Origin of the sequence: Streptomyces sp. NPDC051738 (assembly GCF_044453205.1) — a bacterium.
In the GTDB taxonomy this organism is placed as follows: domain Bacteria; phylum Actinomycetota; class Actinomycetes; order Streptomycetales; family Streptomycetaceae; genus Streptomyces.
In genome coordinates, this window is the sequence record NZ_JBITCM010000001.1 from 749,215 (window position 1) to 768,428 (window position 19,214).

Here is a 19,214-nt window from a genome sequence, read left to right on the forward strand (position 1 = left end):
CGACCGGGGCTTCAGCCCTGAGGCAGACGCCGGGTGTCCGGGGCGACGTGGGCACTCGGCGTCGCCCGTACGATCGTGATCAGCCGGTCCGTCAACTGCAGTGTCCCGACGGCCGCATCGTCGTATCCGAGCACCCGGTGCCCGCGTACGACGCTCACCACCAGGTCGTCGGTCTGCCGAGGGCTCTTGCCCACCTCGGCCTTGACGACCGGCCGTTCGACGATGTCGAGCCCGCTGCCCTGCTGGATCAGGTCCTCCAGGACCATGCCGGCGGCGGGGCTGAGCACGGAGAGGCCGAGCAGTCGGCCGGCCGCGCTGGCGCTGGTGATGACCGCGTCGGCGCCGGACTGCTTCAGCAGCGGCGCGTTCTCCTCCTCACGGACGGCTGCCACGATCTTCGCGCCGCGATTGAGCTGCCGGGCCGTCAGCGTGACCAGGACGGCGGTGTCGTCGCGCTGGGTGGCGATGATGATCTTCCGCGCCTTGTGCACCTCGGCCCGCTTCAGCACCTCGCTGCGGGTCGCGTCCCCCGTGACTCCGGCGTAGCCGTCCGCGACCGCCGCCTCGATCACCTTGGAGCTCGGGTCGACCACGATGACCTGCTCCTTCCGCAGGCCCGTGGCGCAGACGGTCTGGATCGCCGACCGCCCCTTCGTGCCGAAGCCGATGACGACGGTGTGGTCGCGCAAGGTGGACCTCCAGCGGGTCAGACGCCATTCCTCCCGGGTCCGCTCGGTGAGGACCTCCAGCGTGGTGCCGACCAGGATGATCAGGAACAGCACGCGCATGGGCGTGATGACGAAGATATTGGTGAGCCGGGCGGCGTCACTGACCGGGGTGATGTCGCCGTATCCGGTCGTGGAGAGGCTGACGGTCGCGTAGTAGAAGGCGTCGAGGAGGTCGACGGAACCGTCGGAGTTGTCGTTGTAGCCGTCGTGGTCGGCGTAGACGATCAAGGCGGCCGCCACGAGCAGCGACAGGGCCACCAGGACGCGCTTGGCGACCTGCCGGAACGGATGCTCCACGATCTTCTTCGGGAGTTTGACCCGATACGTCGCGACCCTCTCGTCCGCCCCACGGGCGATCGCGTCCTGGCCCGGAAGTTTCACGTGAAACACACCTCGATACCGGCGCTGGCCCAGGGCAGATCGAGCAGCTCCGTCTCCTGACCCGCACGGGCACCGCCCGGCGGTACGACGGCGACCGCGTCCGCCGCCGCCATCCCCCGCAGCATGGCCGGGCCCTGGTAGTGCAACGGCACGGCGTGGTCGCCGCGCAGCACGACCGGGATGAGCCGGGTGTCGTACGGATGCCCGTGCGCCGCCTCGCTCAGGGGCAGCGTGTACGGCTCCGGGGCCGGGCGCGCGGCGAGGGTGCGCAGCAGGGGTTCGGCGAGGGTGAGCAGGCCGGAGACGGCGGCGAGGGGGTTGCCGGGCAGGCCGACGAGGTGCTGATCCTCCTTGGTGCGGGCCAGCAGCATGGGGTGGCCGGGCCGCACCTTGACGCCGTCCACCAGGAGTTCGGCACCGATGCGTTCCAGGATGGGGTGGACATGGTCGACGGGTCCGGCCGCGGTGCCGCCGGTGGTGACGATGAGGTCGGCGTCGGACTTGGTGAGCGCCTTGTGCAGGGCCTTGGCGTCGTCGCCGAGCCGGCGCAGGGCGGTGACCTCGGCGCCGAGCGCCCGCAGCCAGGGCGGCAGCATCGGGCCGAGCGCGTCACGGATCAGGCCGTCGTGCGGGAGCCCTTCGGTCAGCAACTCGTCGCCGAGGACGAGGACTTCGACGCGGGGGCGGGGTACGGCGGTCAGGGTGTCGTATCCGGCCGCCGCGGCCAGTCCGAGCACGGCCGGGGTCACCAGGGTGCCGACCGCGAGCAGGTGGTCGCCGTTACGGCACTCCTGGCCGCGTGGGCGGATGTCCTGGCCGGGCTCGATCTCCCGGGTGCCGTGCAGGCGGTCCTTGCTGTCCATCCGGCCGTGCTCGCTGCGCAGGACGGCGGAGGTATCCGGAGGGATACGCGCGCCGGTCGCGATGGGGACGGCCTCGCCGTCGGTGAGCCGCTCGGGCTCGGCATGCCCCGCCAGGACACCCTCGTCCCGTACGTCCCAGGGGCCGGGGCCCGCAACCGCCCAGCCATCCATCGCCGAGGTGTCGAAGGAGGGCAGGTCGGTGAGGGCGGTGAGGGGGGCGGCCAGGGTGAGGCCGAGGGCGGCGTCGAGGGGGACGGAGACGGGAGCGCGGCGGGCGGACCGGGTGGCGGTGCGGGCGGCGCGGGCGGCGATCTCGCGGGCGTCGGGCCAGGGGGTGGCCTTGTGGTGGCGGTCCGGGGTGTGGGGGTCCGAGGTGTGCGGGGTGGGGGCGGGCACGTGGTCGCCGGAGGTGGGGTGGCCGTTGCCGTTGCGTTCCTTCACGAGTGCGAGCACCTCATCGACGTCGAAGTCCTCGGCGTCCTCGTCCGCCTTGATGCCGCGGGCGGTCATCCGGCGTCCGGGCGGGTGTCGGGGGTGGCGTCGGGGGCCGCGTCGGGCTTGGCGGCGGCAGCCTCCTCGGCCCAGCGGAGGGCGAGGGCGGCGGCCTTGCGGGATGCCTCGGCGACGGCTTCGGGGCCGCCCTCACCGCCCTTGGCCTGCGCTGCCGCGTACCCCACGAGGAAGGTGGTCAGCGGGGCCGCGGGCCGCGCCACGCCGTGGGCGGCGTCGCGGGCGAGGTCCAGCAGCAGCTTGGTGTCGACGTCGAGGTCGAGGCCAAGTTCGTCCTTGACTGCGGAAATCCATTCATCCAACACGTGCCCATGCTCCCTGATGCGTGCCCTGGCGGTGGCGATGTCGTCCCAGGTGTCGCAGTCGAAGGACGCGACGGGGTCCTGGACGCGGGTGAGGTCGAGCGCGCCGGTCAGCCGGCGCAGGGGGAGGCCGGTGACGCGGCCGTCGGCGTCGGCGAGTGACGCCAGTTCGCGGCGCAGCGCGGACGCGCGGTACGCGGCGACGAGCGGCTGGTCGCGGCCGTCGGCGTCGGTGAGCAGGGCGCCGTCGGCACCGCCGGTGCCCAGGGCGGCCAGCAGCCGCCGGACCGTGCCCTCGTCGAGGAACGGCAGATCGGCCGAGAGGGCGACGACCCGCTGTGCCGTGGTGTGCCGCAGCCCGGCGTCGAGGGCGGCCAGCGGGCCGCCGCCGGGCGGGTCCTCGCGCGCCCAGGTCACGGGACGCGCGGTCGGCCGGGGATCGGCGACGACGACGGTGGTGCGCGCGTCGGCGCAGGCGGCCAACACCCGGTCGAGCAATGCCCGCGCGCCGACCCGCACCCCGGGCTTGTCCGCCCCGCCGAGCCGCCGGGCGGCACCACCGGCGAGCACGACGGCGTCGTACACGTCGCCGCTGCCGGCATCGGCGGCGGCTTGCTCGCCCGGCGGTTCGTACGCGGTCATCCCCCGAGTATGCGTGCCTCCACGATCACAGGGAACGCAGGGGAGGCAGCGGGCCCGCGAGCGGCTCCGTCACAGCGTGCGCAGCAGCACCGCCGGCTGTTCCACGCAGTCCGCGACATACCGCAGGAAGCCTCCCGCGGTGCCGCCGTCGCAGACCCGGTGGTCGAAGGTGAGCGAGAGCTCGACGACCTGCCGCACCGCCAGCTCGCCCTCATGCACCCAGGGCTTGGGGATGATGCGGCCGACGCCGAGCATCGCGGCCTCGGGGTGGTTGATGATCGGCGTGGAGCCGTCGACGCCGAACACGCCGTAGTTGTTCAACGTGAAGGTGCCGCCGGTGAGTTCCGCGGGCGTGAGGGTGCCCGTGCGGGCCGCCTCGGTCAGCCGGGCGAACTCCGCGGTCAGCGACTCCGCGTCGCGCGCGTGCGCGTCCCGCACCACCGGGACGACCAGGCCACGCTCGGTCTGCGCGGCGAATCCGAGGTGCACATGATCGAGCTGGATGACCTCCCTGGCCTCCATGTCGACCGTGGAGTTGAGCTCGGGGAACCGGGCCAGGGCGGCGGTGCAGATGCGGGCCAGCAGGGCGAGGAGGGAGATCTTCGGCCCGCCGGCGGCGTTCATCGCGGTCCGGGCCCGCATGAGCTCCGTCGCGTCGGCGTCCACCCAGCAGGTCGCGTCCGGGATCTCCCGCCGGCTGCGGGAGAGCTTGTCGGCGACGGCGCCGCGGATGCCCTTGAGGGGGGTGCGGATGCCACCGGGCGGCGCGGAGGAGCGGATGGGGGCCTGCGCGGCCGGGACGGGTGCGGAGGTGGCCGGGGACCTCGGGGTCATCGGCGTCATGGGCGGGTGCGGCTCGGCCGACGGCTGTGCCGTGCGTCCGTGCGCCTCGGCGGCACGCAGCGCGTACTCGACGTCGGCGCGCAGGATCAGCCCGTCCGGTCCGGAGCCGTGCAGCTCCCTCAGGTCCAGGCCGTGCTCCCGGGCGAGGCGGCGGACGAGGGGGGAGATCACGGGCACGGGGCCGTCGCTGCGGATCTCGGCGTCGGCCGGTGCGGTGTGCGCGGCGTCACGGCCGTGGCCGACGGTACCGTGCCCCGCAGCGGCGCCGGTGCCGACGGGCCGCGCCACGCCCGTGGTGGCGGGCTCGACGGCCGGCGTGGCCCCACGCGCGGCGGTGCCGTTCGCCGCCCCGGACGGCGGCTGCCCCGTCGAGGTCGTCGGCGCGGTCGGCCGTACCCGCCTGCGCCGCTCCGGGGGCGCGCCGGTTCCGTAGCCCACGAGGACGTTGCCCGAGCCCTCGTCGGAGCCCTTGCCCGGCTCCTCGGCGGAACCGCCGGAGGCGGGCGCACCCACCGCCACCGTCAACAGCGGTGCCCCGACGGGCAGTTCCGTGCCTTCCTCGCCGAAGCGGGCCGTGACCACGCCGCCGTAGGGGCAGGGGATGTCGACCATCGCCTTCGCCGTCTCGACCTCGACGACCGGCTGGTCGACGGCGACGAGGTCTCCGACCTCGACGAGCCAACGCACAATCTCCGCCCCGGTGAGCCCCTCCCCGAGGTCGGGGAGCTTGAACTCCAGACTGTGCATGTCAGAAGCGTGTGCCATCAGCTCTCGGCCTCCCATTGCAGACGCCCCACGGCGTCCAGGATCCGGTCCACGCCGGGCAGGTGGTGACGCTCCAGCATCGGCGGCGGGTAGGGAAGGTCGAACCCGGCCACGCGCAGCACCGGCGCCTCCAGGTGGTGGAAGCAGCGCTCCGTGACCCGGGCCGCGATCTCCCCTCCCGGTCCGCCGAACCCGCCCGACTCGTGCACTACGACCGCCCGTCCGGTCCGTCGTACCGAGGCAGCGACCGTCTCGTCGTCGAACGGCACCAGCGAGCGCAGGTCGACGACTTCCAGGTCCCAGCCCTCCTCCCGCGCCGCCTCGGCGGCTTCGAGGCAGACGGGCACGGACGGTCCGTACGTGATGAGCGTGGCGCTCCGGCCCGAGCGCCGCACCATCGCGCGGCCAATCGGTTCAACGTCCGTCGGATGATCGGGGTTCCAGGAGTCCTTCGACCAGTACAGGCGCTTCGGCTCCAGGAAGACGACCGGGTCGTCGGAGGCGATGGCGGCGCGCAGCAGGCCGTAGGCGTCGGCGACGGTCGCGGGCGTGACGACATGGAGCCCCGGAGTCGCCATGTAGTACGCCTCGGAGGAGTCGCTGTGGTGCTCGACGCCGCCGATGCCGCCGCCGTAGGGCACGCGGACGGTGATCGGGAGCGGCATCTTGCCGCGGGTGCGGTTGCGCATGCGGGCGACGTGCGAGATGAGCTGCTCGAACGCCGGGTAGGCGAACGCGTCGAACTGCATCTCCACGACCGGACGCAGGCCGTACATGGCCATGCCCACCGCCGTGCCCAGGATCCCCGCCTCGGCCAGTGGGGTGTCCGTGCAGCGGTCCTCGCCGAACTCCTTGGCGAGCCCGTCGGTGACCCGGAAGACGCCGCCGAGGGTGCCGACGTCCTCGCCCATGACGTGCACGGTGGGGTCCTCCGCCATGGCGTCGCGCATCGCGCGCGTGAGGGCCTGCGCCATGGTGGCCGGTTTGACGGCGACGGTGGTCATCGATGCGGGCCTTCCGACTCGGCGTCGAGCTCGGCCTGCAACTGGGCGCGCTGTTCGCGCAGTTGCGGCGTGGGCTCGGCGTACACGTGCGTGAACAGGTCCATCGGGTCGAGCGCCGGGTCCTGGTTCATGCGGTCACGCAGGTCGGCGGCCATCGCCTCGGCGGCGTCCCGCGCGGCCTGCTTGCCGGCCTCGTCCAGGAGGCCGCGCTCGGTCAGCTCGTGCTCCAGAAGCGCGATCGGGTCGTGCCCGCGCCAGGTCTCGACCTCGGAGTCGCCGCGGTAGCGGGTCGCGTCGTCGGCGTTGGTGTGGGCGTCGATGCGGTAGGTGATCGCCTCGATCAGCGTGGGGCCGCCGCCCGCGCGCGCGTGCCGTACGGCGTCGCTCAGCACCTCGTGCACGGCGGCCGCGTCGTTGCCGTCGACCAGGCGGCCGGGCATGCCGTAGCCGACGGCCTTGTGGGCCAGCGACGGGGCCGCGGTCTGCTTGGCGAGCGGGACGGAGATCGCGAAGCCGTTGTTCTGGACGAGGAAGACGACCGGCGCCTGCCATACGGCGGCGAAGTTCAGCGCCTCGTGGAAGTCGCCCTCGCTGGAGCCGCCGTCGCCGACCATGGCCAGCGCGACCACGTCGTCGCCCTTGAGGCGGGCGGCGTGCGCCAGGCCCACGGCGTGCGGGAGCTGGGTGGCGAGCGGCGTGCACAGGGGGGCCACGCGGTGCTCGTACGGGTCGTAGCCGGTGTGCCAGTCGCCGCGCAGCAGCGTCAGCGCCTCGACGGGGTCCACGCCGCGTGCGACGGCGGCGAGGGTGTCGCGGTAGCTCGGGAAGAGCCAGTCGCGCTCCTCAAGGGCCAGCGCGGCGGCGACCTCGCAGGCCTCCTGGCCGGTGCTGGACGGGTAGACGGCGAGTCGGCCCTGCTTGGTGAGCGCGGTCGCCTGGGTGTTGTACCGGCGTCCGCGCACCAGCTCCGCGTAGAGCCGGCGCAGCAGGCCGGCCTCGACCTCGGCGGCCGCCTCGGTGCCGAGGACGCGGTAGGGCTCGGCGTCGGGCAGCAGCGGCGCGGGGTCCATGCGGGGCTGCCAGGCGGGCGGCGGCGATGGCCGATACGCGCCTCGCTGCTCCATGACCGTCATGACGGCACCTCCTCGTGGGAGCGGCTACGGGAGGCGCAGCTTCGGTGATGCGCCTCACCTACCGATTGTTCGGTCGTCGGCACATTTTGGCTACAGGCCCCCTCAGGCTGTGGACAAACGGTTCTCCACAGCCTCCAATGAACGCAGTACGTCCACAGCGGGAAGGTGGGGGGACATGGCGCCTGAACAAATGGCCGAAAGCCCGGACGGCGGCAGCCCCCTGCCGCCGGCGCGTCCGCTCGACGCCATTGATCAGGACATCCTGCAGATGCTCCAGGCGGACGGCCGCGCGTCGATAAGGTCGGTCGCCGAACGGGTCCATGTCTCGCGCGCCAACGCCTACGCCCGCATCAACCGCCTCGTCGAGGACGGCGTCATCCGCGGTTTCGGCGCCCGCGTCAACCACGAACGCGCCGGCCACGGCACCTCGGCGTACATCACCCTGAAGATCGTCCAGAACACCTGGCGCACGGTCCGCGAACAGCTCCGGCAGCTGCCCGGCGCCTCCCACATCGCGCTGGTGGGCGGCGACTTCGATGTCCTGCTCCTGGTACATACCCCCGACAACAGGGCGCTGCGCGAGCTGGTCCTCACCCGTCTCCAGGCGATCCCCGAGGTACAGAGCACGCGCACGTTGCTGGTGTTCGAGGAGGAGGACCTGGAGCCGCAGGGCTGAGCGTCCGCTTCGGCCCCGGCTCGCAGCCCAGGGCTTTGTCGCAGGAGGAGCGGTCAGCCCTCCTGCCGCAGCCCTCCGAACACCAGCCGCGCCACCGTGTCCGCGACCTCGCGCTCGTTCATGCCGCGGCCGTCCGGGCGGTACCACTCCACGATCGAGTTGATCATCCCGAAGACGAGCCGGGTCGCCAGCCGTACCTCCACGTCGGCGCGCACCTCCCCGTCGGCGGCGGCCGCCTTCAGGAGTGCGGCGACCTGGTGGTCGAAGTCGCGGCGGCGTTCCAGGGCCCACCGCTCGGTGTCCGTGTTGCCGCGCACCCGCAGCAGCAACGTCACATAGGGCAGGTCGGCTATGAGCACCTCGACCATGCGCCGTACGACGTACTCCAGCCGGTCCGCGGCGTGCCCCACGCGCGCGTGCTCCTCGTCGAGGATCCCGAAGAGCCCGTCGAGCGCCCGGCTGACGGCGCGGCGCAGCAGCTCCTCCTTGCCCGTGACGTGGTGGTAGATCGACGACTTGGAGATACCCGCCGCCTTGGAGAGGTGCTCCATGGAGGTGCCGTCGTAGCCGCGCTCGTTGAAGACCTGCACGGCGACGGAGAGCAGCGTCTCCGGGGTGTACGTGTCGCGCTTGGCCGTGGTCATGAGGTGCTGCCCTCCCGCTTGTCGGAGGCGTACGCGTGGCGGTACAGCGCGAGGGACGGCGCGTAGCGCCCGGAGGGGTCGCGCAGGTGCAGGTCGTCGAGGAGGGCGTACGCCCAGTTGCGGCCCAGCCTGCGGCTCCATTCGAACGGGCCCAGGGGGTAGTTCACCCCGAGCCGCATCGCGGTGTCGATGTCCTCGACGGTGGCCACGCCCTTGGCGACGGCGTCGTGCGCCAGGTCGACGATCCGGGCGACCGTGCGGGCGACGATCATGCCGGGGACGTCACCGAGGACGCTGACGTCCTTGCCGAGCGCCTGGAAGAGGCCGATGGCCTCGGTGAGGGTACGCGGCGAGGTGTCCTGGGAGGCGGACAGGGCGATCCGGGTCGCCCGGCGGTAGTCGAGGGCGAGGTCGAAGTAGACGACGTCCCGGAACTCCACCGAGGTCTGGCCGTCGGCGAGGGCGAGCTGGCCGCCGCTCGGCAGCACCAGGCGGGTGCCGTGATCCTCTTCCTCCTCGCGCACGGCGATGCCCGCCTCGCGGATCAGCGTGAGCAGTTCGGACGCCGGGCCCAGGTCGCCCTCGGCGACGACGTAGGCGGGCTGCGGCTGCTGCTCCGCGGTGTGCGGCTCGTCCCGCTCGGCATCCTCGGAGTAGTCGAACCAGCCGTGCCCGCTCTTGCGGCCGAGCCGGCCCGACTCGACCAGGCGCCGCTGGGCGAGCGAGGGCGTGAAGCGCACGTCCTGGAAGAAGGACTGCCACACGGAGCGTGTGACGGACTCGTTGACGTCCTGCCCGATGAGGTCGGTGAGCTCGAACGCGCCCATCCGGAAGCCGCCGCACTCACGCAGGACGGCGTCGATGGTGGCCGGGTCGGCTCCTTGCGCCTCGTAGACCGCGAAGGCCTCGGCGTAGAACGGCCGCGCGATGCGGTTGACGATGAAGCCGGGGGTGTCGGCGCAGGCGACCGGCGTCTTGCCCCAGGCGCGTGCCGTCTCGTACGCGCGCGTGGCCGACGTGACGTCGGTGGCGAACCCGGAGACGACCTCGACCAGCGGCAGCAGCGGCGCGGGGTTGAAGAAGTGCAGGCCCACCAAGCGGCCCGGGTTGGCGAGGGCGCCGCCGATCGCGGTCACCGACAGGGACGAGGTGTTGGTGGCGAGCAGACAGTCCTCGCCGACGATGCCCTCCAGCTCCCGGAACAGCTCCTGCTTGACGTCGAGGCGCTCCAGGGCGGCCTCCACGACCAGGGTGCAGTCCGCGAGGTCGGCGAGCGACTCGGCGGGCAGCAGCCGCGCGCCGGCGGCGTCGCGGTCGGCCCCGGTGAGGCGGTCCTTCTCGACGAGCCGGTCGAGACGCGCGCCGATGGCGTCGGCCGCCTCCTGGGCCCGCCCGGGCAGGGCGTCGTACAGCCGGACGGGATGGCCCGCGACCAAGGCGACCTGGGCGATGCCCTGGCCCATGGTGCCGGTGCCGACGACGGCCACGGGGCTGCTGAGGTCGAGTGCTGTCATGTGCGCGATCCTCCCGCACGGGGTTTTCCACAGATGCGGCGGACCCCCTTGTCCCGACCGATCGTTCGGTTACTCTAACTCTGTCTGGCTGTTCCTGCCCATGTTTCTGCCCAGGTCATGAGCTCGACGGTGAGCTCTGGAAACGAGGAGTTGGTCTCGCATGGCCGCCGAACTGACCGCCCACGAGCTGATCGCCAAGCACCGGCCCACCCTCGACCAGGCGCTGGAAGCGATCCGTACGCGCGCGTACTGGTCTCCGCACCCCGAGCACCCCAAGGCCTACGGCGAGAACGGCAGCCTGGACGCGGCGGCGGGCAAGGCCGCATTCGACGCCCTCCTGGGAGGCCGCCTCGACCTCGGCCAGCCCGGCACCGACGACTGGGTGGGCGGCGAATCCTCGCCGTACGGCATCGAGCTGGGCGTCGAGTACCCGCACGCGGACCTCGACGCGCTGCTGCCGGCCATGAAGTCCGGTCAGCGGGCGTGGCGGGACGCGGGCGCGGAGATGCGCGCGGTGGTCTGTCTGGAGATCCTCAAGCGGATCAGCGACCGGACGCACGAGTTCGCGCACGCGGTCATGCACACCTCCGGCCAGGCCTTCATGATGGCGTTCCAGGCGGGCGGCCCGCACGCGCAGGACCGCGGCCTGGAGGCGGTGGCCTACGCGTACGTCGAGCAGGTCCGCACCCCCGACACGGCGGAGTGGACCAAGCCGCAGGGCAAGCGCGACCCACTGGCGCTGACCAAGCAGTTCACACCGGTCCCGCGCGGGATCGCCCTGCTCATCGGCTGCAACACCTTCCCGACCTGGAACGGCTACCCGGGCCTGTTCGCCTCCCTGGCCACCGGCAACGCGGTCCTCGTCAAGCCCCACCCGCGCGCGGTGCTCCCGCTCGCGCTCACCGTGCAGGTCGCGCGGCAGGTGCTCGCCGAGGCGGGCTTCGACCCCGACCTGGTCGCGCTGGCCGCCGAACGGCCCGGCGAGGGCATCGCGAAGACCCTGGCCACCCGCCCCGAGATCCGGATCATCGACTACACGGGCTCGACGGTGTTCGGCGACTGGCTGGAGGCCAACGCGCGCCAGGCGCAGGTCTACACGGAGAAGGCCGGCGTCAACACGGTGATCGTCGACTCCACCGACACCTACAAGGGGATGCTGTCCAACCTGGCCTTCTCGCTGTCCCTGTACAGCGGCCAGATGTGCACCACCCCGCAGAACCTGCTCATCCCCCGCGACGGCATCCGCACGGAGGAGGGCCCGAAGACCTTCGACGAGGTCGTCGCCGACCTCGCCCGCGCGGTCGACGGCCTCCTCGGCGACGACGCCCGCGCGAACGCGCTGCTCGGCGCGATCGTCAACCCGGACGTGAAGGCCCGCCTGGAGGCCGCCGCCGGCCTCGGGGAAGTCGCCCTCGCCTCCCGCGAGATCACGAACCCCGAGTTCCCGGACGCGGTCGTACGCACGCCGGTGATCGTCAAGCTCGACGGGGCCAAGCCGGATGACGAGGCCGCGTACATGAGCGAGTGCTTCGGACCGGTCTCCTTCGCCGTCGCGGTCGACTCGGCCGCGGACGCGGTGGAGTTGCTGCGCAGGACGATCCGCGAGAAGGGTGCGATGACCGTCGGGGCTTACACCACCGACGAGGAGGTCGAGGGCGCGATTCAGGAGGCCTGCCTGGAGGAGGCGGCCCAGTTGTCGCTCAACCTCACGGGTGGGGTGTACGTGAACCAGACGGCCGCGTTCTCCGATTTCCACGGTTCGGGTGGCAACCCGGCGGCCAACTCGGCGCTGTGCGACGGGGCGTTCGTGGCCAACCGGTTCCGGGTTGTCGAGGTGCGTCGGGAGGCCTAGGGCCTGCCCTATGCCCGGAAAGCGCCCCCGGTGAGACTCCAGTGGTACAGCGTCATCGCCACGCTCGTCGCCAAGTTGTAGCTGGACACCTGGGGACGCATCGGCAAGGCCACCAAATGGTCGGCACGCGCGCGTAGTTCGGCGGACAACCCACTGCGCTCCGACCCGAAAGCGAGGACGGCGTCGTCCGGGAGCTTGGTGCCCCGGATGTCGTCGCCCTCCGGGTCGAGGGCGAACAGCGGGCCCGGCGGCAGCTCGTCCACCGCGAGGCGCTCCACCGCGGTCGCGAAGTGCAGGCCCGCTCCGCCGCGTACGACCGTGGGGTGCCAGGGATCGAGCGTGCCGGTGGTGACCACGCCGGTCGCGCCGAAACCGGCGGCCAGCCGGATCACGGCGCCCGCGTTGCCGAGGTTGCGGGGGTTGTCGAGGACGACGACCGGGGCGGTGCGGGGGGTGTGCGCCAGCTTCTCCAGGTTGGCCGCGCGGGACGGACGTACCGCCAAGGCCGCCACCGCGGTCGGATGCGGCCGCGGCACGAGCGACGTGTACGTCGCCTCCGGGACCTCGGTCAGGAGCGCGTCCAGCGTGTCGCGTACGTCCGGAGCCAGCTCCTCGGCGAGGGCCAGCACGGCTTGCCGGTCCACGGCGACGGCCACCGGGACCTCGGCTCCGAAGCGCACGGCGTGCTTGAGGGCGTGGAAGCCGTCGAGCAGGACGGACGTCTCGGCGAGCCGGTTCCAGGAGGTCACGGTCATGCCGTGAAGCCTACGTGCGCGTGCTCGGGGTTCTCCGGGATGCGCGGCTCGGGGAGATCCGTACGGTCGTCGCCGCGTCGGACCAGACGTGACAGACGTCCACGCGCGCGTGCCGCCCAGTCGCCCAGGCGGCGCAGGAACGACGTCGGCAGGAAGACCGCGTCCGCCGCGATCATCGCCAGCGAGAAGAACGGCAGTCCGAGGACGACCGCGATCACGGCGTGCTCGGTGATCATCGCCGCGAGGAGGACGTTCTTGACCCGCCGGTTGAACAGCGTGAACGGGAAGGCGACCTGCACGATCACCGTGCCGTAGGTGATGAGCATCACCATCGTGCCGCTGGACGACAGCAGGTCGGCGAGGGCGGGCCAGGGCGAGAAGTAGTCGAGGTGCAGCGGGTAGTAGACGGCGGTGCCGTCCTGCCAGCGGGTGCCCTGGATCTTGTACCAGCCGGCGGTCGCGTAGATCAGACACGCCTCGGCCATGATCACCAGCAGGGCGCCGTTGTGCACGATGTTGCCGACGACGTCGAGCAGGACGCGGGGCTGGGCGGTCCGCGCACGGCGGCCCACGATCCACCACACGGCCAGGGCCAGCCAGACGCCCCACAGGATCACCGGCACGGTCAGATCGCCGTCGAGGCGGCCCGCAGCGGTCACCGCGACCAGCGCGAACCCGAGCACGCCCCACAGTGCCGGACCGACCCGGTCCGGACCGACCAGCTCTCCACGCGCGCGTGCCTCGCGCTCGCGCCGTGCCCGGCGTTCGTCCAGCGACCAGACCTGACTGCAGCGCGTGAACACGAGGTAGACGCACATCAGGTGCAGCACGTTGTCGCCGCCGTCGCCCATGAAGACGGAGCGGTTCTGCAGCGAGAGCACACCGACCATGAACAGCACGGACATCGTGCGGGTGCGCCAGCCGAGCAGCAGCAGCACGCTGGTCAGGACGGCGAGGACGTAGACGGCCTCGAACCAGAGCCGGCCATTGGTCCAGATCAGGGCGGTGAAGGCGCCGTTCGTCTGGATCAGCTGCTGGGCGAGGTCGAACTCCCAGGGGCCGTCGGGACCGTACATCTCCTGGCGGTGGGGGAACTCCCGCAGCAGGAAAAGCAGCCACGTCGCGGTGAAGCCGATGCGGATCACGGCCGTCTGGTACGGGCCGAGGGCGGACTCGGTGACGCGGGCGATGCCGGAGGAGATCGCGAGCGAGAAGCGGTTCACCGGGCGCCTCCCGCGCCGGCGTCCTCGCCGTCCGCCGGAACCCACCACCACGGCAGCACGCGGTAGGTCGCCTTGTCCGAGACCTGCTCGTCGCTCCACTCCGGCGGCGGCACGTTGGTGGTGCGGGAGCGGACCTGGACGCGTTCGACGGTGCCGCCCTCACCGGCCGCGTTCACGCGGTCGAGGCGCGCCTGCACTATGTGCCGCAGATACGTCTCGGACAGGGCGCCGCGCAGGCCCACGGGCCTGTTCTGGGCGTCGTGCGTCGCGACGTAGAAGTCCCAGGCCCGGCGCAGTTCGTTCTGCTGGGTGTGGCTGGGCAGCAGATTGCCGTCGATGGCCCGGCCGTCCTGGGCGGACAGGTCGTACCAGCCGGTGGTGCGCACGTCGCCGTCGCCCGTGTCGATCTCGGCCCGGACCTGCACCGCGATGTTCTGCTGCAGCGGGTTGGGCGCGAACAGCTTCCAGTTCTGTTCGAACTCCGGGTATATCCAGTCGTCGATCGCCTTGCCGTGCTGCTTGGTGACCGTGTTCGGCGGCGCGACGTGCAGAAAGACCATGCCGATGTGCACACAGACGGCGATCGCCACGACCGCCAGGGCGAGGGCGGCGGCGATCTGGTACCTCAGGGAGAGGGCGGCCACGCCGGTTCGGGGTTCGAGGGACGGCGACGGGAGGAGGGCAGCGGGAACAGCAGGTGCAGCAGGAAGGGTGGGCGGGGCCACGACGGCAGGCGCGGGCACGACGGCAGGCGCGGGCACGACGGCGGGCGGGGCGTCCCCCGGCTCCTCGTCCGGCCCGTGCCGGGCGGCCGAGCCTGCGTCCTGCGCGTCTGCCATTCCGTTCCGTTCCCCGATTCCGGTCCGTGGTCCCTCGGCGCTCGCACGGGAACGGTACTCAGGCCCACCCGCCGGGCACAGCCCCTGGCGGACTGCCGTCGTCCACACCATACGGGGGTCCCAGGGGATCCCACGGGGGTCCTACGAGACCCTCACACACGGCCTACGAGGAGCATTCCCTTCTTCTAGAACCTGTTCTATCTTGACGCTCCGTCAGATAGCCGTGTGTGTCGGAGGGCAGGGACCGTGGACTTCACCTTCACCGAGGAGCAGCAGGCGGCGGCCGAGGCGGCGCGCGGGGTGTTCGCCGGGGTCGCGCCGGACGCGGTGCCCTCGCCCGCGCTCACCCCGGGCGCCGTCGCCGACGACTTCGACCGCCCGCTGTGGCGCCGCATCGCGGACGCGGACCTGCTGAGCCTGCTGCTCGCGGAGGAGTACGGCGGGGCCGGCCTCGACGCCATCGCGCTGTGCCTGGTGCTGCGCGAGTCGGCGAAGGTGCTGGCACGGGTGCCGCTGCTGGAGAGCAGCGCGGCGACGGCGGCCGTCCAGACATACGGCGGCCCCGAGCTGAAGGCCGAGCTGCTCGCCCGGGCGGGGCGCGGAGAGGTCGTGCTGACGGTCGCCGCGCACGGCCGCACCGGCCACGACCCGGCCGAGCTCGCGGTGACCGCTCGACAGGACGATGCCGGGTGGGTGCTGGACGGCGTGCAGACCATGGTGCCTTGGGCGTACGACGCCGATCTCGTCGTCGTACCGGCCCGTACCGCCACCGACCGCACCGTCCTCGCGCTGCTGCCGTGCGATGCGGAGGGGCTCTCGCTCGCCGAGCAGTTCTCGACCAGCGGGGAGCGGCTGGGGGAGCTGCGGCTGGAGTCGGTGCGGCCGGCGGCGGGATATGTCATCGACGCCGAGGGGGCGTGGGAGTGGCTCCGCGAGCTGCTGGCCACCGGGACGTGTGCGCTGGCGCTCGGGCTGGGTGAGCGGGTGCTGGGGATGACCTCCGACTACGCGAGCAAGCGGGAGCAGTTCGGTCATCCGATCGCCACGTTCCAGGCGGTCGCCGTGCAGTCCGCCGACCGCTACATCGACCTGCGCGCGATGGAGGCCGCGCTGTGGCAGGCCGCGTGGCGGATCGCCTCGGGGGCAACGGGAGCGCTTCCCGCCTCGGGGGACGTGGCCGTGGCCAAGATCTGGGCCTCGGACGGCGTACGGCGGATCGTGCAGACCGCCCAGCATCTGCACGGCGGGTTCGGCGCCGACGTCGACTATCCGCTGCACCGGTACCACGCCTGGGCCAAGCACCTGGAGCTGGCGCTCGGCCCGGCGGCGGCACACGAGGAGGCGCTGGGGGAGCTACTGGCGGCACATCCGCTGGCCTAGCTCCACGGCAGGTGGCCAGGTGGCGGTTGTCAGGTGGCCAGGTTGGTCAGAGGACGAACCCCTGATTGCCCTCGTCCGTCACGACGGGACGTCCCACCGCTGCCCACACCTGCATGCCACCGTCGACATTCACGGCGTCGATGCCCTGCTGGACGAGGTACATCGCGACCTGGGCGGAACGCCCACCGGAACGGCAGATCACGTGGACCCGGCCGTCCTGCGGGGCGGCCTCGGTCAGCTCGCCGTAGCGGGCGACGAAGTCGCTGATGGGGATGTGCAGGGCGCCTTCGGCATGCCCCGCCTGCCACTCGTCGTCCTCACGGACATCCAGCAGGAAGTCGTCGTCCTTGAGGTCCGCGACCTCGACCGTGGGCACGCCAGATCCGAAATGCATGCCTACGACGCTACCGGACGTTGCGCGAGGGCTGTCGGGCTCCTGAGGTGGAGGGTGGATCCGCAGCCAGGAGTGCCGCCGCCCTGCCCGGCTACCCGAGCAGTGCGGCCAGCTCCGCCTCCCGCTCCGCGACCTGGGCCAGGAGCTGTTCGGCGATCTCTTCGAGGAGGCGGTCCGGCTCGTCCGGGGCGAGGCGGAGCATCGCGCCGATCGCGCTCTCCTCCAGCTCCTTCGCGACCAGGGCGAGCATCTCCTTGCGCTGAGCCAGCCATTCGAGACGGGCGTAGAGCTCCTCGGCCGGGGTCGGGCCCTGCTCCTTGGGCGCCGGGCCGGCGGCCCACTCCTCGGCCAGCTCCCGCAGCAACGCCTCGTCGCCTCGGGCGTAGGCCGCGTTGACGCGGGTGATGAACTCCTCGCGCCGGGAACGCTCGGCATCTTCCTGAGCGAGGTCGGGGTGGGCCTTGCGGGCCAGCTCACGGTAGAGCTTGCGGGCCTCGTCGCTGGGGCGCACCCGCTGCGGCGGCCGTACCGGCTGCTCCGTGAGCATCGCCTCGGACTCCGGGAACAGCCCGCTGCCGTCCATCCAGCCGTGGAACAACTCCTCGACGCCGGGCATCGGCATCACACGCGCGCGTGCCTCGTCGGCCTTGCGGATGTCCTCGGGGTCGCCGGTGCGGGCGGCCGTGGCCTCGGCGATGCAGGCGTCCAGCTCGTCGAGCCGGGCGTACATCGGGCCGAGCTTCTGGTGGTGCAGCCGGGAGAAGTTCTCCACCTCGACGCGGAAGGTCTCCACCGCGATCTCGTACTCGATCAACGCCTGCTCGGCGGCCCGCACGGCCCGCTCCAGCCGCTCCTCGGGCCGACCGGCCCCGTCCTCGGCCGTCACCTGCGCCTCACCACCCTGCTCAGCTCCATCGGCGGGCACCTCGGCACCACCCCGCGTCCCCGCACCAACGGGCTCGACCTGGGACTGCTCAGCTTCCGGCGTCGTCACCCGACCAGCGTAGGCCACACCCTGCCCGGCCCCCTCGCCCACGCCGCCCAGCCCTTCGCCCACTGCGCCGAGCCCTTCGTACGCTCCGCGCCCAGCCCTTCGCCCTCTCCGGCCGCCGTCACCGGGCTCACGGTCACCGAACCGCCGTCACCGAACCGCCGTCAGCGAACCCGCCGTCACCGGACCACCGCCGAGGTCGACGAACTTCACCGAGCCCTCGCCGAGAGCAAGCCGCCCCTCACACCCCCAGCTCCGCCGCGATCCGCCCGGCCCGCACAGCTGTCACCAGTGCCGCGTGGTCCGCCTCCGTGCGGTCGGCGTAGGCGACGGCGAAGTCGGCGATCGCCTCGTCCAGTTCCTCGTTCTTGCCGCAGTAGCCGGAGATCAGGCGGGGGTCGACGCTGTGGGAGTGTGCGCGGGCCAGGAGGGCGCCGGTCATTCGGGCGTAGTCGTCTATCTGGTCGGTGGCCAGCGCGGCCGGGTCGACGCTGCCCTTGCGGTTGCGGAACTGGCGTACCTGGAAGGGGAGCCCGTCGACCGTCGTCCAGCCCAGCAGTATGTCGCTGACCACCTGCATCCGCTTCTGGCCGATCACTACGCGCCGCCCCTCGTGATCCACCTCCGGCGCCTCGAAACCGGCGGTCACCAGGTGCGGGAGGAGAGCGGAGGCGCGCGCCTCCTTCACCTGGAGGACCAGCGACTCGCCCCGGTGGTCCAGGAGCAGGACGACGTATGAGCGGGCGCCCACGCTGCCCGTGCCCACCACGCGGAACGCCACGTCGTGCACCGCGTGGCGGGAGAGGAGGGGGTGGCGGTCCTCGGACAGCGTGGTGACGTAGCTCTCCAGCGACGCCGCCACGACGGCCGCCTCCGCGTCCGGGACCCGACGCAGTACCGGCGGTGCGTCGACGAAGCGACGGCCGCCGTCCTCGGTTGTCTCGGTCGACTTCGCGGCGAAACGCCCGCTGGTGTTGGCCCGTGCCTTCTCCGCGACCCGCTCCAGCGTGCCGAGCAGATCATGGGCGTCGGTGTGGGAGACGAGCTCCTCGTCCGCGATCGCGTTCCACGCGTCCAGCACCGGGAGCTTGGCCAGCAGCCGCATGGTGCGCCGGTAGGCACCGACCGTGTCGTTGGCCGCCTTGCGGCAGGCGTCCTCTCCCGCACCGGCCTCCCGGCCCGCCAGCACGAGCGAGGTGGCGAGCCGCTTGAGGTCCCACTCCCAGGGGCCGTGCAGCGTCTCGTCGAAGTCGTTCAGATCGATGACCAGTCCGCCGCGTGCGTCCGCGTACAGCCCGAAGTTCCCCGCATGCGCGTCGCCGCAGATCTGGGCGCGGATCCGGGTCATGGGGGTGCGGGCGAGGTCGTACGCCATCAGCCCCGCCGAGCCGCGCAGGAACGCGAAGGGCGTCGCCGCCATCCGGCCCACCCTTATCGGCGTCAGCTCGGGGAGGCGGCCCAGGTTGGACTCCTCGACGGCGGCCACCGCGTCGGGCCGGCCGGCGTCGACATCGAGAACCGCGTGCTCGGCGCGCGGCACCCGGCTGCGCAGCGCCTTGCCCTCCTCCTTGGGCGACCCGCCGCCGGGCCACTCGGCGAAACCGCCCACCCGGGGCAGCCGACGGGCCACGGACTTCGACGGCGACTCAGACGTCACCGCGGCCGCCTCCACCGCGGCCTCGGCACCCGCCGCACCCGCCGCAGCCCCAGCACCGACCTCGGTCATACGACCGCCTCCCCCGCTCACGCACGAACATCAACTCGTGCCGACGTTA

Annotated in this window: 17 protein-coding genes; 3 read left to right on the forward strand and 14 right to left on the reverse strand. The window is 72.3% G+C overall.

The annotated features are described in order from the left end of the window. Positions 1-11 precede the first annotated feature (11 nt). The 6 genes from ACIA8X_RS03360 to pdhA all read right to left on the reverse strand — a co-directional run bounded on the left by ACIA8X_RS03360 (position 12) and on the right by pdhA (position 7,171). A complete protein-coding gene (locus ACIA8X_RS03360; protein WP_393454052.1) occupies positions 12-1,118 on the reverse strand; it encodes a potassium channel family protein in 1,107 nt (368 codons plus the stop codon). Further along, positions 1,106-2,482: a molybdopterin molybdotransferase MoeA gene (locus ACIA8X_RS03365; RefSeq protein ID WP_393454049.1), complete on the reverse strand. Its 1,377-nt coding sequence runs from the start codon at positions 2,480-2,482 to the stop codon at positions 1,106-1,108. The genes ACIA8X_RS03360 and ACIA8X_RS03365 overlap by 13 nt, the downstream gene beginning before the upstream one ends. After that, positions 2,479-3,426, reverse strand: a complete 948-nt coding sequence (locus ACIA8X_RS03370) for an NTP transferase domain-containing protein (protein ID WP_399457694.1) — start codon at positions 3,424-3,426, stop codon at positions 2,479-2,481. The genes ACIA8X_RS03365 and ACIA8X_RS03370 overlap by 4 nt, the downstream gene beginning before the upstream one ends. A gap of 69 nt (positions 3,427-3,495) precedes the next feature. After that, the gene (locus tag ACIA8X_RS03375) at positions 3,496-5,016 is read right to left on the reverse strand and encodes a dihydrolipoamide acetyltransferase family protein (protein WP_399457695.1); all 1,521 of its coding nucleotides are present in this window, start codon (positions 5,014-5,016) and stop codon (positions 3,496-3,498) included. A 17-nt stretch (positions 5,017-5,033) separates the two neighbouring features. Then, on the reverse strand, positions 5,034-6,038 hold the full coding sequence (locus tag ACIA8X_RS03380; protein WP_393454040.1) for an alpha-ketoacid dehydrogenase subunit beta: 1,005 nt from the start codon (positions 6,036-6,038) through the stop codon (positions 5,034-5,036). Next, positions 6,035-7,171, reverse strand: coding sequence for a pyruvate dehydrogenase (acetyl-transferring) E1 component subunit alpha (gene pdhA, locus ACIA8X_RS03385; RefSeq protein WP_393454037.1), 1,137 nt, complete (start codon positions 7,169-7,171; stop codon positions 6,035-6,037). The genes ACIA8X_RS03380 and pdhA overlap by 4 nt, the downstream gene beginning before the upstream one ends. 190 nt (positions 7,172-7,361) lie before the next feature. Between pdhA and ACIA8X_RS03390 the strand changes: the two genes are divergently transcribed. Then, positions 7,362-7,847 carry an Lrp/AsnC family transcriptional regulator gene (locus tag ACIA8X_RS03390; RefSeq protein WP_399457768.1) on the forward strand — a complete coding sequence of 162 codons (486 nt, stop codon included), beginning with the start codon at positions 7,362-7,364 and terminating at the stop codon, positions 7,845-7,847. Between the two features lie 53 nt (positions 7,848-7,900). Here ACIA8X_RS03390 and ACIA8X_RS03395 read toward each other — a convergent pair whose 3' ends face one another. Both ACIA8X_RS03395 and ACIA8X_RS03400 read right to left on the reverse strand, forming a co-directional pair. Next, positions 7,901-8,491 carry a TetR/AcrR family transcriptional regulator gene (locus ACIA8X_RS03395; protein WP_393454034.1) on the reverse strand — a complete coding sequence of 197 codons (591 nt, stop codon included), beginning with the start codon at positions 8,489-8,491 and terminating at the stop codon, positions 7,901-7,903. Next, a complete protein-coding gene (locus ACIA8X_RS03400; RefSeq protein ID WP_393454031.1) occupies positions 8,488-10,005 on the reverse strand; it encodes a 3-hydroxyacyl-CoA dehydrogenase in 1,518 nt (505 codons plus the stop codon). The genes ACIA8X_RS03395 and ACIA8X_RS03400 overlap by 4 nt, the downstream gene beginning before the upstream one ends. A gap of 160 nt (positions 10,006-10,165) precedes the next feature. Here ACIA8X_RS03400 and paaN point away from each other — a divergent pair, with 160 nt between their 5' ends. After that, positions 10,166-11,857 (forward strand): phenylacetic acid degradation protein PaaN, encoded by a 1,692-nt coding sequence (gene paaN, locus ACIA8X_RS03405; protein ID WP_399457697.1) that lies wholly within the window; start codon positions 10,166-10,168, stop codon positions 11,855-11,857. 8 nt (positions 11,858-11,865) lie between these two features. Here paaN and ACIA8X_RS03410 read toward each other — a convergent pair whose 3' ends face one another. The 3 genes from ACIA8X_RS03410 to ACIA8X_RS03420 are packed head-to-tail and all read right to left on the reverse strand — an operon-like array spanning position 11,866 to position 14,674. Beyond that, the gene (locus ACIA8X_RS03410; RefSeq protein ID WP_393454025.1) at positions 11,866-12,612 is read right to left on the reverse strand and encodes a TrmH family RNA methyltransferase; all 747 of its coding nucleotides are present in this window, start codon (positions 12,610-12,612) and stop codon (positions 11,866-11,868) included. Next, entirely contained in the window at positions 12,609-13,835 is a 1,227-nt protein-coding gene (locus tag ACIA8X_RS03415; protein WP_393454022.1) for an HTTM domain-containing protein, read from the reverse strand. Before ACIA8X_RS03415 ends, ACIA8X_RS03410 begins: the two co-directional genes overlap by 4 nt. Then, positions 13,832-14,674 (reverse strand): DUF5819 family protein, encoded by an 843-nt coding sequence (locus ACIA8X_RS03420; RefSeq protein WP_393454019.1) that lies wholly within the window; start codon positions 14,672-14,674, stop codon positions 13,832-13,834. The genes ACIA8X_RS03415 and ACIA8X_RS03420 overlap by 4 nt, the downstream gene beginning before the upstream one ends. A 246-nt stretch (positions 14,675-14,920) precedes the next feature. Between ACIA8X_RS03420 and ACIA8X_RS03425 the strand changes: the two genes are divergently transcribed. After that, positions 14,921-16,054, forward strand: coding sequence for an acyl-CoA dehydrogenase family protein (locus ACIA8X_RS03425; protein ID WP_393454016.1), 1,134 nt, complete (start codon positions 14,921-14,923; stop codon positions 16,052-16,054). 46 nt (positions 16,055-16,100) lie between these two features. Here ACIA8X_RS03425 and ACIA8X_RS03430 read toward each other — a convergent pair whose 3' ends face one another. From ACIA8X_RS03430 to ACIA8X_RS03440, 3 genes are all read right to left on the reverse strand, one after another. Then, positions 16,101-16,430 carry a rhodanese-like domain-containing protein gene (locus ACIA8X_RS03430; RefSeq protein ID WP_393454751.1) on the reverse strand — a complete coding sequence of 110 codons (330 nt, stop codon included), beginning with the start codon at positions 16,428-16,430 and terminating at the stop codon, positions 16,101-16,103. A 109-nt stretch (positions 16,431-16,539) separates the two neighbouring features. After that, a complete protein-coding gene (locus ACIA8X_RS03435) occupies positions 16,540-17,442 on the reverse strand; it encodes a J domain-containing protein (protein ID WP_393454013.1) in 903 nt (300 codons plus the stop codon). 238 nt (positions 17,443-17,680) lie between these two features. After that, complete coding sequence (locus tag ACIA8X_RS03440; protein WP_393454010.1) at positions 17,681-19,165, reverse strand: DUF2252 domain-containing protein; 1,485 nt, start codon at positions 19,163-19,165, stop codon at positions 17,681-17,683. Between the last annotated feature and the right edge of the window lie 49 nt (positions 19,166-19,214).